Origin of the sequence: Micromonospora sp. NBC_01655 (assembly GCF_026339755.1) — a bacterium.
Classification (GTDB): domain Bacteria; phylum Actinomycetota; class Actinomycetes; order Mycobacteriales; family Micromonosporaceae; genus Micromonospora.
On record NZ_JAPEQF010000001.1, the window covers coordinates 3,538,975 to 3,553,164 of the forward strand.

The window sequence follows — 14,190 nt, forward strand, 5'->3', positions numbered from 1 at the left end:
TGCTCGGCTGGTGGTTCACGGTCGGGACACCCCGGGCGGGGCTGCGGGGTCCGGGTCCGGGCCCCAGGTCCAGGCGACGACGTACCGCCTGGGCGGCAGGTCGGCGGGGTTGGCCACGTCCCGGTGGCCGACCCGGTACGTGCGCCCGTCGACCTCGACGGTCAGCACGGCGTCGGCGGCCTCGCGCACCCGGAACCGGCGTGGCCGGCCGTCCAGCCCGGTGCCCTCGGCCTTGCCGACCGCCTCCTTGGCCGCCCAGAACCGGGTGAACCACAGCCGCCGCGCCGCCGCGTCCCCGCCGGCCAGCGACGCCAGCAGCGTCGCCTCCGCGTCGGTGAGGGCGAAGCTGAACGTGCTCTCCGGGTGGTCGGTGACCTCCGCGACGTCGATGCCGACGCCGGGACCGCCGGTGGTCGCCCCGGGGGCACGCCGCCGGGCGATCGCCACCCCGATCTCCGCGCAGTGCGCGAGCGAGACGTCGCAGTCGCCGAGGCCGCGACCGGGCCGCCCGCGCACCCACGGCCGGCCGTCCGCGTCGTTGCCGACGGTCAGCTCGATCGGGTAGATGTCGGTGTGGCCGTCCTCCCACAACCGGGCCCGCACCGCGTCCTTCGCCGCGATCCGGCCCAGCATCCACTGCTTGCGGGTCTTCGCCGGCTGCCGCTCGTAGTCGGCGTACGCGGCGCCGCCGAGGATGCCCCGGGCCGCCATGCCCCGGGTGACCAGGTCGGTCCAGCAGTCGAACGCCATCGTCCAGCCCTCGGGCTGCAACAGCGACATCGGGTGCCGCTCGGGGAAGCGTTCCGCCACCCGGGCCTGCGGGTGGCTGTCGAACCGGCGGTCGATCGCCCCCTCGATCTGCGCCCACACCCGTCCCCGGAAGCTGAGCTGGGTGTCGGCGACGAGCTGGCCGTCGTCGATGGAGCGGACCCGGGCGACGCACTCGAAGGCCCGGCCGGCCGGCGGGGGCGGCCCGAAGAACCGCACGTGCCCGAGGCCCACCGGCAGCGCCACCGTCCGGAACGGCTGGGTGGTGATCAGCCAGTTGCCGATGAGCTGGAGCGCGTTGTCCAGCAGCGCGCCGGGCGGCACCGGGGCGGTCACCACGCCCCGCACGTGCATGTCGCCGAGCGCGTGCACCCGCGTCACGCCCTGGAACTGCGGGCCGTGGAACATCAGCCGCTCCGCGTACATCTCGGCGGCGCCGAGGGTGGGCGGTCGCTCGGTGGCCGCGTCGTGCGTCCAGACCTGCGGCGGCGTCGGGTACCCGACGCCGACCTCGATGGTGGCCCGGGCGTACCCGGCGAAGACGACGGCGTACCGGTTCGGCCCGGCGGACCGCACCACGATCTCCACGTCCGTCGCCGGCTCGGCGATCAGCCACTTGTTGAACCTGGCGTCGTGCACGGCCACCACCCGGACGTCGGGCACCAACTGCTCGACCGCCTCCACCATGTGCGCGACCAGGGCGGTCGCCGGCACCACGGGCCACCGGTCCTCCGGGTCCGGCCAGTCGTCCGGCTGCACGAAGAAGCAGTGGTCCAGCAGGTACGGCATGGTCTCCAGGGAGACCCGCAGGGTGATCCGGCCGACCTCCGTGCCGGCGCCCGCGGCGGGCGCCGGGCGGGCCGGGGCGGCCTGCGGTGCGGCGGCGGGCCGGGCGGCCGGGGACCCGGGCGGCGGGCCCCCGGCACCCGGGGCGCGGCGGTGCCCGCTGCGGCGCCGGGTGGCGCGGGGCGGTTCGCCACCGGCGCGGCGGGCGGCGCCGGCAGGGTGCGGGCCGGTGCGGCGGGCGGGGCCGCCGTGCCGCTGCCGGCGGCGGCCAGCACGCTGACCGCGCCCTGCGCGGTGTCCCGCAGCAGCGCCGCGAGTTCCGCCGCCGCGCTGGACTGGCCGGCGAGCCGGTGCAGCGCGGCCAGCGCGGTGGCCGGGTCGTCGGACTGTGCGGCGGCGGCGTGCTGCGTGGCGGTGACCCGGGGCGCGGCCGGCTGCGCGAGCGGCCGGGCGACCGGCGTCGGCGCGGCGGCCGGGCGGCCCGGGGTGGCGCCCCGGGCCGGACCCGGGTACGTCCCGGGACCGGTGGCCCGCTCCGGCGCGGCGGCCGGCCGGGCGGGCTGCCCGCCGCCGGTGATCGGGGACGGTGTCGCCGCCGGGCCCGGCCCGGCGGTCGGCGACGTGGTCAGGCCGAGCAGGCCGGCCGCGTCCGCGCCGAGGCGCACCAGGGGACCGCCCAGGTCGAGCTTCACCCGGGGCCCGCGCCGGCCGGTGCTGCCGGTGGGCTTCGCCGGGCCGGCGGCGGTGGTCGGCGGGGTGCGCTCCGGCGCGGACAGGGCCCGCAGGTCCGGCGCGCCGCCCTCCACCCAGAGCGCGGTGGCCACCCGCCGAAGCTGGTTCAGCCCGCCGCGGTGCGCGGTGTTCACCGGCATCGCGAGGTGGTCGCGTCCGCGCAGGTTGTCGCCGATCAGCGAGGCGAGCTGTCCCGCGCCGACCTGGAGGAAGACCCGGAACCCGGCGGCGTACATCGCCTCGACGGTCTGCCGGAACCAGACCGGCTCCATCATGTGCCGGACGAAGATGCGGTTCACCTCGTCCTCGTCGGCCGGGAACGGCGCGTGCAGGGTCGCCGACCACACCGGCATCCGGGTCGGGTGGACCTCCCAGCGGCCCAGGGCGGCGCCGATCGAGGTCAGCCCGTCGGCGAAGGCGGGGGTGTGGAACGCCGAACGGAACGGCAGCTTCTGGCACAGGACGTTGCGGGTGCGCAGCGCCTCGACGAGGCGGTCGACCTGCGGCTCCGGCCCGTTCACCACCGACTGCCCCGGGGCGTTGTCGTGCGAGAGCACCACCTGCGGGAAGTCGCCGAGCAGCGGGGTGACCTGGTCCGCGCCCGCGCCGACGGCCGCGAAGACGTACCCGGAGACCTCCACCGAGTCGGCGTTGAACAGCTCCAGGAACTCGTCCATCGCCGCGGTGCTGACCTGGCCGCTGACCGCGGCGGCGGTCCACTCGCCGATGCTGTGCCCGGCGACCGCGTCGGGCCGCACGCCGATCCGGTCCAGCGCCTCGTTGAGCAGCTTGCCCACCTCGATCAGGCCGGCGCCGTGCCGGCCCAGGTCGGCGGCGGACCACTCGCGGTCCGGCAGCCCGAAGTGGGCGGCCAGGTCGGCGGTGCGCGGGGAGAACTCCGCCTCCAGCCCGGGGAAGACGAAGGCGAGCTTGCCCGCCCCGTCGCCGAGCAGCGGCTCCGGGCTGAACCAGATGTCCCGCCCGCCCCGCCAGGCCCGCCCCCGGGCCACCGTCTTGCGGGCCACCGCGAGCAGCTTGTCCGTCGGATTGACGATCCCGAGCCGGGCCCGTCCCGGCGCGTCGCCGCCGGAGCGGGCGGCCAGGTCGGCGCCGAGCCGGCGTACCTCCTGGTCGTCGCGGGCCAGCAGCCCGGCGAGCCCGGCCGGGTCCGGCGCGGCCAGCCAGAGCACCTGGTCCGGCTCGTCGACGGCGACCGTGCCGGCGGCCGGGACGGTGATCGGCGCGACCGGCTCGCCCACCTGGTCGGGCGCCTGCTCGATGATCACGTGGGCGTTGATCCCGCCGAACCCGAACGCGTTGACCCCGGCCCGGCGCGGCCCGTCGCCCTCCCACGGCCGGGCGCTGTCGATCGGGGCGAACCGGGTCGCCGCCATCTCGGCCCGGGGCGACTCGCAGTGCAGGGTGGGCGGCAGCACCCCCCGGTGCACGGCGAGCGCGGCCTTGATCAGACCGGCGACCCCGGCGGCCGGCATGGTGTGCCCGATCATCGACTTGACCGAGCCGATCACCGGACGCGGACCGCCCCGGTACGGGCCGAACACCTCGGCCACCGTGGTCAGCTCGGCGGCGTCCCCGGTCGGGGTGCCGGTGCCGTGCGCCTCCAGCAGGCCCAGCGCGTCCGGGGCGGTCGGGTCCAGGCCGGCGGCCTCCCAGGCCCGCCTGATGGCCAGCACCTGCCCGGACACCGCCGGGTTGAACATGCTCGCCGAGCGGCCGTCGCTGGACACCCCGCTGCCCCGGATCACCGCGTAGACCCGGTCGCCGTCGCGCACCGCGTCGGCGTACCGCTTGAGCACCACCACGCCGGTGCCCTCGCCGATCAGCAGCCCGTCGGCGGCGGCGTCGAACGGCCGGATCTCGCCCTGCCGGGACAGCGCCCGGAGCTGGTTGAACACCGACCAGAAGCTGATGTCGTGCACGTGGTGCACGCCGCCGGCGAGCACCGCGTCCAGCCGGCCGTTGAGCAGCTCGGTGACGCCCTGGTCGACGGCGATCAGCGACGAGGCGCAGGCCGCGTCGATGGTGTACGCGGGGCCGCGCAGGTTGAGCCGGTTGGCCACCCGGGAGGCGGCCAGGTTCGGCACCAGGCCGATCGTCCCCTCCGGCTGGTACGGGCCGAGCCGCTCGTCGAACTTCCTGCGCAGCAGCTCCAGCCGGGCCGGGTCGAGGTCGGGCACCAGCTCGCGCAGGACCCCGATGACCTGGCTGGACATCCGTACCCGCTGGGCGTAGCGGGCCTGGGCGGGGCTGAGGATGCCGCCCCGGCCCAGGATGACGCCGACCCGGTCGCCGGCGGGCAGCCGCTCGGCGCCGCCCGCGTCGTCGATCGCCGCGGCGGCCACCTCCAGCGTGATCAGCTGGTCCGGCTCGATGTCGCCGATCGAGGCGGGCATCACCCCGAACCGCAGCGGCTCGAAGGTGGCGTACTCGTCGACGAAGCCGCCGCGCCGGCAGTACATCCGGTCCGCCCGGTGCGCCTGCTCCGGGTCGTAGAACTCCTCGTCCCAGCGGTGCGGCGGCACCTCGGTGATCGCGTCCACCCCGTCGACCAGGTTGCGCCAGTAGCTCTCCAGGTCGCCTGCGGAGGGCATCAGGGCGGCCATCCCGACGATGGCGACCCGATCGGGCGCGTCGGCGCCGTTGCTCATCGGTACCTCCGGCGTGCGGTGCGGGCAGGGGCGTGGCGGGGCATCGGCGCGCTCACCACCCGGAGGCGGTGTAGACGACCGAGGTGACCTTCGCGTCGGCCCAGGCCAGCTCCCGCAGCAGGGCGAGCGCGCCCTCCTCCGGGTCGATCAGGCCGATGCCGCGGCGGGCGTACTCCCGGCTCAGCTCGGCGGTGACCATGCCGCCGTGGCCGGCGCCGGGGGCCCACGGCCCCCAGTGGACGGTCAGGCAGCGCACCCCGGTACGGGCCGCGTAGCGGGCGCCGATGGTGTCCAGGGCGTCGTTGGCCGCCGCGTAGTCGGCCTGCCCCCGGTTGCCGTAGGCGGCGGCGATGCTGCCGAAGAAGACCACGAACCGCGGCGCGGCCGGCAACTCGTCCAGGCCGGCCAGCAACCCCCGCGCCCCGTCGACCTTGGTGTCGAAGACCCGGGTGAACGACGCCGGGTCCTTCTCGGCGATCAGTTTGTCCTCGATGATCCCGGCGGCGTAGACGACGCCGTCGAGGCGGCCGTGCTCGGCGTGGATGCCGGCCAGCAGCCGCCGGGTCGCCGCCGCGTCCCGCACGTCCAGGGCGTGGTAGCGGACCTCACCACCCAGCTCGGTCAGCTCGGCGATGGTCGCGGTCACCTCCCGGGCGGCCAGGATCCGCTGCGCGGTCCGGTCGATCTCGACCGGCGACCGCAGCCCCTGCCGGGCCAGCGCGGCGACCAGCGCCGCCTTGTCGCCGGCCGCGGCCAGCGCCGGGTCCTCCGGGCCCTCGGGCAGCGGCGTACGGCCGACCAGCTCGATCCGGCACCGGCTGGCCGAGGCGAGCGCCCGGGCGAACCACGGGGTGATGCCCCGCGCCCCGCCGATCAGCACGACCACCGAGTCCCGCTCCAGTCCGATCGCGGCGGCCTCGGCCACCCCGTCGCCGGCCGGGCCGGCGCCGCCGGCGGCCAGCGCGCCCAGCTCGACCGGCACCAGGTCCGCGACGTACCGGTCGGATCCGCGCCGGGCGACCACCGGGGCGTCGGAGGCGGTGACCAGCTCGTCGAGGAGCTGCCGGGCCAGCGCCTCGGGCGCCGCCGCCGGGTCCACCTCGACGAAGCGGGCGGTGAGCTGCGGATACTCGCGGGCGATCGTGCGGAACAGGCCGGGCATGCCGTCGGCGGCGCCGATGGCGTCCCGCGACCCGGCGGCGAGCAGCCAGCGCGGGCCGGCCGCCAGGGCCCGCTTCAGCAGCGGGAACACGTCCGGCAGCAGCGGCTCGTCGAGGTTGGTCAGCCCGTCGAGCACCAGCACCCCGTCGAAGCCCTGGCCGGCCTGCTCGCTGTCGAGCACCCCGAGCTGGCCGCCGGCCCCGTGCTGGCCGAGCAACTCGGCCAGGTACGCCCCGACCGGCCCGCCCCCGGTGATCAGGAACCGGGCGCCGGTGAGCACGGTGGCCGGGTCGCCGACCTCCTCGGCGCGGACGCTCTCCTGGGCGACCAGCCGCTTCGGGGCGATCCCCACCCCGACCTCGGCCGGGGCGTCGGCGGGCGCGGCGGCGATCACGGCCGGCACGGCGACGGTCGCCGTGGCGCTGAGGGTCGCCGTGGCGGTGACCGCGCCGTTGAGCTTCTCGTCGAGCCAGGTGACCATGGCGCGGACGGTGCGGGCCTTGACGAGGTCTTCGAGTTCGCTTTCGTCGCCTTCGACGGCGAGGTGGAGGCGTTGGGCGACTTCGCCGGCGACTTCGGCGCGTTTGATGGAGTCGATGGACAGGTCGGCTTCGAGGTCGAGGTCGAGTTCGATGAGGTCGACGGGGTAGCCGGTGCGCTCGCCGATCACGGTGAGGATGGCGTTCTGGAAATCGGCGAGGGTGGCGCCGGCGGACGGGGGTGCTCCGGCCGGGGCGGCGGCGACGGCGACCGGGCCGGTCGTGGAGACCGACACGTGCACGCTGCCGCTCATCTTCTCGTCGAGCCAGGTGACCATGGCGCGGACGGTGCGGGCCTTGACGAGGTCTTCGAGTTCGCTTTCGTCGCCTTCGACGGCGAGGTGGAGGCGTTGGGCGACTTCGCCGGCGACTTCGGCGCGTTTGATGGAGTCGATGGACAGGTCGGCTTCGAGGTCGAGGTCGGGCTCGATGAGGTCGACGGGGTAGCCGGTGCGCTCGCTGATCACCGCGAGGATGGCCTGCTGGAAGTCCGCGACGCTCGGCCCGGCCGGAGCCGCCGGCGCGGGCGTCGGGACGATGGTGCCCACGGCGGGCGAGACGGGGACGACGGCCGGGGCGACCGGCATCGCCGGGGCGAGCGCCGTGGCCAGCGCCGCTGCGCCGTTCGCCGCCACCATCGCCGGCACCGCGGCCGGGGCGGGCGACGGCGCCGACTCCTGCGGCAGCGCGGCGGGCGCGTACCCCTCGACCCGGTACGCCTCGGCGGGCTGCCAGACGGGCCGTTCCCCGCCGCCGAAGTCGCCGAGGAAGGCGAGCATCACGTCCCGTTGGGTGGCGATCATGTCCCGGGTGGTGCGCAGGTACTCGCTGAGCAGCTCGCCCCGGATGTCCCGGACACCGGGGTCGGCGCCGGGGCCGCTGCCGGTGGCGGTGGCGGTGCCGTTCGCTGAGGTCATCGACAGCTCCTTGATCCGTCGGGGAGGGGTCATGCCACCGGGAAGGCAGTCGCCGTGCTGGTCCCGGACGAGCTGCCCGTCGACCGTCCACAGCGGACGACGGGTCGGTGCGGCGCCGGGGGCGTCGCCCGCGACCCGGCCCTGGAAGAGCCAGTCGGGGCGTACCGGCGCGCCGGCGCAGGCGAGTTCGGCGATCGAGATCAGGAATCCGCGCAGCCCCTCGGCCGGGCCACCCTCACCGGCGATCGCCCGGTGCGGCCGGTCGCCGAGCACCGCCCGTACCAGCCGGGTGAGCACCTGGCCGGGGCCGACCTCGACGAAGAGGCGGGCGCCGGCGGCGTACATCGCCTCGATCTGCTCGACGAAGCGGACCGGCGCGCCGATCTGCTCGGCGAGGTGGTGGCGCACCTGGTCGGCGTCGCCGGCGTACGGCGCGGCGGTGAGGTTGGACCAGACCGGGATGCGCGGCTCGGCGATCCGCCGGTCGGCGAGCACCTCGGCGAAGGTCTCCACCGCGCCGGCCACCACCGGGCTGTGGAAGGCACAGGCCACCGGGATGGCCTTGGCCGACAGCCCGGACTCCTTGAGCGCGACCACCGCCGCCCGAACCTTCGCGGTCGGACCGGAGACCACCACCTGCCTCGGGGCGTTCCGGTTGGCCAGTACCACCTCGCTGGTCAGGCCGGCGCCCGCGAGGGCCTGCGCCACCTCGTCCGCGGTGGCGTTGACCGCCGCCATGGTGCCCGGGTCCTCGCCGCAGGCGCCCAGGATGGCCGCCGCCCGCTCCCGGCTGAGGTCCAGCAGGGTGGTCGCGTCGAAGGCCCCGGCGACGCACAGGCCGACCAGTTCGCCGTAGCTGTGCCCGGCGGTCATGTCCGGCCGGACGCCGAGGCGGCGCAGCAGGTGGTCGACGGCGAGGCCGCCGATGCCCAGCACCGGCTGGGCGACCCTGGTGTCGCGCACCCGGTCCTCCTGCGCGCGCCGGGACTCGTGGTCGAACGCGGTCGGTGGGAAGAGCAGCTCCGCGGCGGACCGGTCGAGTTCGAGGTAGTGCCGCAGCTCCGGGAAGGCGACGAACAGTTCCGCGAGGGCCCCCGGGCGCTGGCTGCCCTGCCCGGGGAAGAGGAAGGCCACCTGGCCGGGCCCCACCGGGTCGGTCTCCGTTGGCTGGACCAGGCCCCGGGCCGGGTCGTGCTCACCGGCGAGGGCCCGGCGCAGCAGCGTCTCCAGCTCGGGCAGGCTCCGGGCCACCACCGCCACCCGGGTCGGTCCGGACCGGTTGGCGGCCTTCGCGGCCACCGCGGCGGCCAGCTCGGCCAGCCGGCCCGGCCGGTTCCGACCCGCGTCGGCGGCGAGGCTCTCCAGGAGCTGCCGGACCGGCTGGTGGGCCGCGGCCCGGTCGGCGCCGCGGAAGCAGAACAGCTCCGCCGGCCACAGCCGCCGCGCGTGCCGGGGCTCCGGGGCGCCCGCGTACGCGCCGAGCACCGCGTGGAAGTTGGTGCCGCCGAAACCGAATGCGCTGACCCCGGCGATCCGCTCGCCGGCCGGCGCCGGCCACGGGCGGGCCTCGGTGAAGAACACGAACGGGCTCTGCTGCGGGTGCCAGGCCGGGTTGGGACGCTCCAGGTGGATCGTGGGCGGCCGGATCCCGTGGTACAGCGCCAGGGTCGCCTTGATCACCCCGGCCAGCCCGGCGGCGCACTTGGTGTGCCCGATCTGGGACTTCACCGAGCCGAGTGCGCAGCCGCCCGGTGCGGCGCCGGCCTCGACGAACATCCGGGTCAGCGTCTCCAGTTCGGTGCGGTCGCCGACCACGGTGCCGGTGCCGTGCGCCTCCACCAGCCCCACGTCGCGCGGTGAGATGCCGGTGCGGTGGTAGGCCCGGTCCAGCGCCCGGCGCTGCCCCTCGGGACGCGGGGCGGTCAGGCCGAGGGCCCGCCCGTCGCTGGCCCCGCCGAGCCCCTTGATCACGCCGTAGATCCGGTCGCCGTCGCGCTCGGCGTCGGCCAGCCGCTTGAGCACGACGCAGGCCACCCCCTCGCCGAGGGCGATCCCGTCGCCGGTGCTGTCGAAGGGCCGCGACCGGCCGGTGGGGGACAGCGCGTGCGCCGAGGTGAACATCAGGTAGTCGTTGACGCCGTTGTGCAGGTCGGCGCCGCCGCAGATCATCAGGTCGCTGTCGCCGCTGGCCAGCTCCTTGCAGGCGGCGTCCATCGCGGCCAGCGAGGAGGCGCAGGCGGCGTCGATGGTGTAGTTCGGCCCGCCCAGGTCGAGCCGGTTGGCCACCCGGCCGGCGATCACGTTGGCCAGCACGCCCGGGAAGCTGTCCTCGCTGACCGTGGGCAGCAGCTCCTCCATCTCCTCGGGCACCTCGCCGAGGTAGGCCGGGAGCATGGTGCGCAGGGTCTGCGCGTGGCCCATGTCGCTGCCCGCCTCGGCGCCGAAGACCACGCCGGTACGGGAGTGGTCCACGCCCGGGGCGTCGTAGGCGTACCCGGCGTCGACCAGCGCCCGGTGGGAGACCTCCAGGGCGAGAAGCTGGGTCGGGTCGATGCTGCTCAGCGCCGCCGGCGGGATGCCGTAGCCGATGGCGTCGAAGGGCACCGGCTCGATGAACCCGCCCCACTTGGAGACGCTGATCCGGCCGGTCCGACCCGGTCCGACCTCGGGGGCGTAGTAGACGCTGGTGTCCCAACGGTCGGCCGGGACCTCGGTGACCGCGTCGGTGCCGTTGAGCACGGTGCGCCAGAAGCTGTCCAGGTCGGGGGAGCCCGGCAGCATGCACGCCATGCCGACGATGGCGATGTCCAGCGGGGCGGGCGGCTCCTCGACCCCGGCGGCCGGCGGCGCGAGCCGGGCGCGCAGCGTGTCGAGCCGGTCGGCGTGGAAGCCCCGTACCTCGGTGGTGACCGCCTCGTGCAGCTCCGCGACGGTGGTGGGGGCGGCGCGCAGCACCGCGACCTGGCCGGCCATGAACAGCCCTTCGGCGGCCTGGACGGCCTCGTCGACGGACTCGATGACCTCGCCGGAGCGGCGCAGGCCCTTGCTGGCGATCCGCAGCCGCCCGACATTGAGCAGCTCCAGTTGCTCCCACACCTCGCGGTTCTGCACCCCCGCGCCCTGCAACTGGTCGCGTAGCTGGCGGAAGTCGTCGACGAACGGGGTGTGCAGGCACCGGGTGGCGTGCCCGGGGGCGGTCTCCAGCAGCGCCGTGCGCTCGGCGGTGAGCGCCTCGCGCTGGAACATCGGCTGGACCGCGCCGTGCTCCACCGCCTCCGCGGTGAACAGGTACGCGGTGCCCATCAGCACGCCGATCCGGCCGCCCCGGCGGGCCAGCGGCGCGGCCATCGTGGCGACCATCGCCGCCGACCGGGCGTCGTGCACGCCGCCAGCGAAGAAGACCTGCACCTGCCCGGCCGCGGCGGGGTCGGTGTCGAGGTACTCGTCGAGCACCAGCAGTTGGGCCTCCCACAGCGGGAAGCTGGCCCGCGGTCCGACGTGACCGCCGCACTCGGCGCCCTCGAAGATGAACTTGCGGGCCCCCGAGCGCAGGAACTGCCGCAGCAGGCCGGGGGAGGGCACGTGCAGGAAGGTGCTGATCCCCTGCTCCTCCAGCGCGCGGGCCTGCGGCGGCCGGCCACCCGCGATGATCGCGCAGGCGGGACGCAGCTCCCGGATGACCTCCAGTTGCGCGGCGCGCAGCTCCTCGGGGGCGAAGCCGAGCACCCCGACACCCCACGGGCGGTCGCCGAGCAGCCCGGCGGTCTCGGTGAGCATCCGGCGGCACTGGTCGGCCGAGTTCAGGGCGAGCGCGAGGAACGGCAGCGCGCCGTCGTCGGCGACCGCGGCGGCGAAGGACGCCTCGTCGCTGACCCGGGTCATCGGCCCCTGGGCGACCGGCACCCGCACCCCGAGCGTCTCCGCGAGGGGGGCGCCCGGCAGCAGCAACTCACCGGCGTCCGGGCCGTCGACGGCGTCGAGCATCGCCGCCCGGATCCCCCGGACGGCGGCGGCCGTGTCCGGCCAGCGGTCGGCGAAGACCCCGGCCAGCCACCCGTCCTGACCGACGGGCAGCAGCTCGGAGTGCTCCTCGTGCGGCCCGCCCCGGCGCATTCCCCGCATCCCGTCGCGCAGGACGGTCTCCGAGCCGTCCATCCGCCGGATCCCGGCCCGGACGTCCGCCGGCAGCTCCGACTCGGGCATCAGGGCGAGCTGGGTGTCCAGCACCACCCCGGCGGCACCGCCGACCAGGCACGCCCCGGCGGTGCGGGGGCCGATCCCGCCGGCCACCCAGACCGGCAGGTCGAGGGCGTCGTCCGCGACGAGCTGCTGGAGCAGGACGAACGAGCTGAGGTCGCCGACCCGTCCGCCGGCCTCCATGCCACGGGCGACCAGCCCGTGCGCGCCGGCCGCCGCCGCGGCCCGCGCCTCGTCCCGGCTGGTCACCTCCACCAGCACCCGGTAGCGGCCGGTGAGCCCGGCCAGCGGCCAGGGGCTGCCCGGCTCGACCAGCACCAGGTCCACCCGGCCGGGCGCGGCGCGGTCCACGTCGTCCGGGGTGGCCCGGCACCCCGCCGGCACCCGGACGCCGATCGGCGTGGGGGACCAGGACGCGGCCTGGGCGAGCGCGCGCAGCGACCAGTCGTCGCCGCCGGCCAGGTCGACGATGCCCCGCCCGCCACCGGCGCTGGCGGCGGCCGTGATTCGTGGGCCCGGTTCGAGGACGCCGACGGGATTGACAACCATGATCAGGTCGCGCGTGTGCGGTGCAGTACTCATCAGGCTCCCACTTCGGTCGCGAGGAGATCGCGGTGCGACGGGCTGGACCGGCCGGCCGAACGCCGGCGATCAACGTCTGAATCCGCGGCAGTCAATGTCGCGCTGAGTCATAAGTTAGCACCGCTCAGTTACGCCCCGGTTAAATCTGACCTACTCGACCGACGAGGTGAAGATTTCCTACTCACGCGGCGGGACATGTTGTCGGGTTGGCCAGGCAATACTTCCGAAGGTTCGGTCCGAGTTGGCCGCGAGTGGCGTCGAGCGGGGTGGCGCGGCGATTGTTTACTTCATTACAAAATTGTTTTCCGCCCCCGTGGGGTCGGCCGAGGTGGGCGACTCATCCCCACTGCGTCCCACTATGTGGAACGGGTCTTGCTCTGAGGCGTGGCCGACGCCAACGATCCGTGTCTATGTCGTAGTCGTTATTACCCATCGATTAACTGCGCCATTCGGAGGCGAGGTGAGATTCGACGGCGATCGCCGCAGGCCCCGACGCGAGGGTTCGCTGTGACCCGCGTCACTTGCTGGTCGGTAGTTGACGCCGGCGCCGGGAACGACCGACGACGGTCGGCGGGAACCCTGGCCGACGCCGCCGGCAATCGTTCTGTTCTGGTCAGACGTCGGCCTCGACGGCACCCGGGCCGACTCGCTTAACGATCGTTTTTGTACCCTCTGTCGGAATGCTTAGCGCCCCCGTTCGACGACCGGCGCGCTGTCTTCTCCGGCGGGCTCCGCACCCCTGCACAGACCCGGCCGGCCGGGACCCGGGACCGCCTACGGCGGCCCGTCCCGTCGGCACTGCCTTCCCCATTCATCTTTCGGATCGGCGGTTATTGTGCGTAAACTCCTGCTCCTCGCCCTCGTCGGCCTTGGTGCGCAACTGGTCGACGGCAGCCTCGGGATGGCGTATGGCGTGACGTCCACGACGCTGCTGCTGGCCATCAACACCGGCGCCGCGAGCGCCTCGGCAACTGTTCACCTGGCCGAGATCGGCACCACCCTCGTCTCGGGCGCAGCCCACTGGAGGTTCGGCAACGTCGACTGGACGGTGGTCCGCAGGGTCGGCGTGCCGGGCGCCCTCGGCGCCTTCGCCGGCGCGACCTTCCTGTCCAGCCTCTCCACCGCGACCGCGGCCCCGATCATGTCGTTGATCCTGCTCTCCCTCGGGCTGTACGTGCTGGTCCGGTTCACCGTCTCCGGGCTGCCCCGGGGACGCGTCGGACTGCCGCTGCGCAAGCGCTTCCTCGGGCCGCTGGGGCTGGTCGCCGGCTTCGTCGACGCCACCGGCGGTGGCGGCTGGGGGCCGGTCGGTACCCCCGCGATCCTGGCCAGCGGCCGGCTGGAGCCCCGTCGGGTGATCGGCTCGATCGACACCAGCGAGTTCCTGGTGGCGGTGGCCGCCAGCCTGGGCTTCCTGGTCGGGATCGGTTCCGAGAACATCAACTTCGGCTGGGTGGCCGCGCTGCTGCTCGGCGGCATGGTCGCCGCGCCGATCGCCGCCTGGCTGGTGCGGATGGTCCCGCCCCGGGTCCTCGGGTCCGCCGTCGGCGGGGTCATCGTCCTGACCAACGTCCGTACCCTGCTGGTCAGCGATTGGATCGACGCCCCGGCCGGCGTCCGGTACGCGAGCTACCTGGCGATCGCGCTGGCCTGGGTGGCGGCAGTGGCCTGGTCGCTGCGCCGGCATCTGGCCGACCGGCACGTCGAGCCGGTCGGCGCCGGCAGTGAGGGCGGCTCCGGGGAGCCCGCCACCGCGTCGAGCTGACGGGCGTCGCCCGTCGGACCGCGACCCGGCGGAGACCCGGACCAGGCCTGCGCCGGGCCCTTCCCGTCCGGAGC

General features: G+C 75.3%; 4 protein-coding genes. 1 reads left to right on the top strand and 3 read right to left on the bottom strand.

Translation table 11 applies throughout. The annotated features are described in order from the left end of the window. Positions 1-15 precede the first annotated feature (15 nt). From OOK41_RS16370 to OOK41_RS16380, 3 genes are read right to left on the bottom strand one after another with little or no spacing between them, the layout of a single operon-like run. Positions 16-1,455 (bottom strand): polyketide synthase dehydratase domain-containing protein, encoded by a 1,440-nt coding sequence (locus OOK41_RS16370; protein ID WP_323136261.1) that lies wholly within the window; start codon positions 1,453-1,455, stop codon positions 16-18. Beyond that, a complete protein-coding gene (locus OOK41_RS16375) occupies positions 1,377-4,955 on the bottom strand; it encodes a beta-ketoacyl synthase N-terminal-like domain-containing protein (RefSeq protein WP_323136169.1) in 3,579 nt (1,192 codons plus the stop codon). The genes OOK41_RS16370 and OOK41_RS16375 overlap by 79 nt, the downstream gene beginning before the upstream one ends. Before the next feature lie 52 nt (positions 4,956-5,007). Further along, on the bottom strand, positions 5,008-12,351 hold the full coding sequence (locus tag OOK41_RS16380) for a type I polyketide synthase (protein ID WP_266265806.1): 7,344 nt from the start codon (positions 12,349-12,351) through the stop codon (positions 5,008-5,010). A gap of 835 nt (positions 12,352-13,186) precedes the next feature. On the opposite strand from OOK41_RS16380, the gene OOK41_RS16385 reads away from it, so the two are divergent. Then, on the top strand, positions 13,187-14,116 hold the full coding sequence (locus tag OOK41_RS16385) for a sulfite exporter TauE/SafE family protein (protein WP_266265808.1): 930 nt from the start codon (positions 13,187-13,189) through the stop codon (positions 14,114-14,116). The last annotated feature ends 74 nt before the right edge of the window (positions 14,117-14,190 follow it).

Bases quoted from the DNA above. Each gene is read 5' to 3' on its own strand.
- OOK41_RS16370 (WP_323136261.1), bottom strand. From the start codon at position 1,455: ATGGTGGAGGCGGTCGAGCAGTTGGTGCCCGACGTCCGGGTGGTGGCC.
- OOK41_RS16375 (WP_323136169.1), bottom strand. From the start codon at position 4,955: ATGAGCAACGGCGCCGACGCGCCCGATCGGGTCGCCATCGTCGGGATG.
- OOK41_RS16380 (WP_266265806.1), bottom strand. From the start codon at position 12,351: ATGAGTACTGCACCGCACACGCGCGACCTGATCATGGTTGTCAATCCC.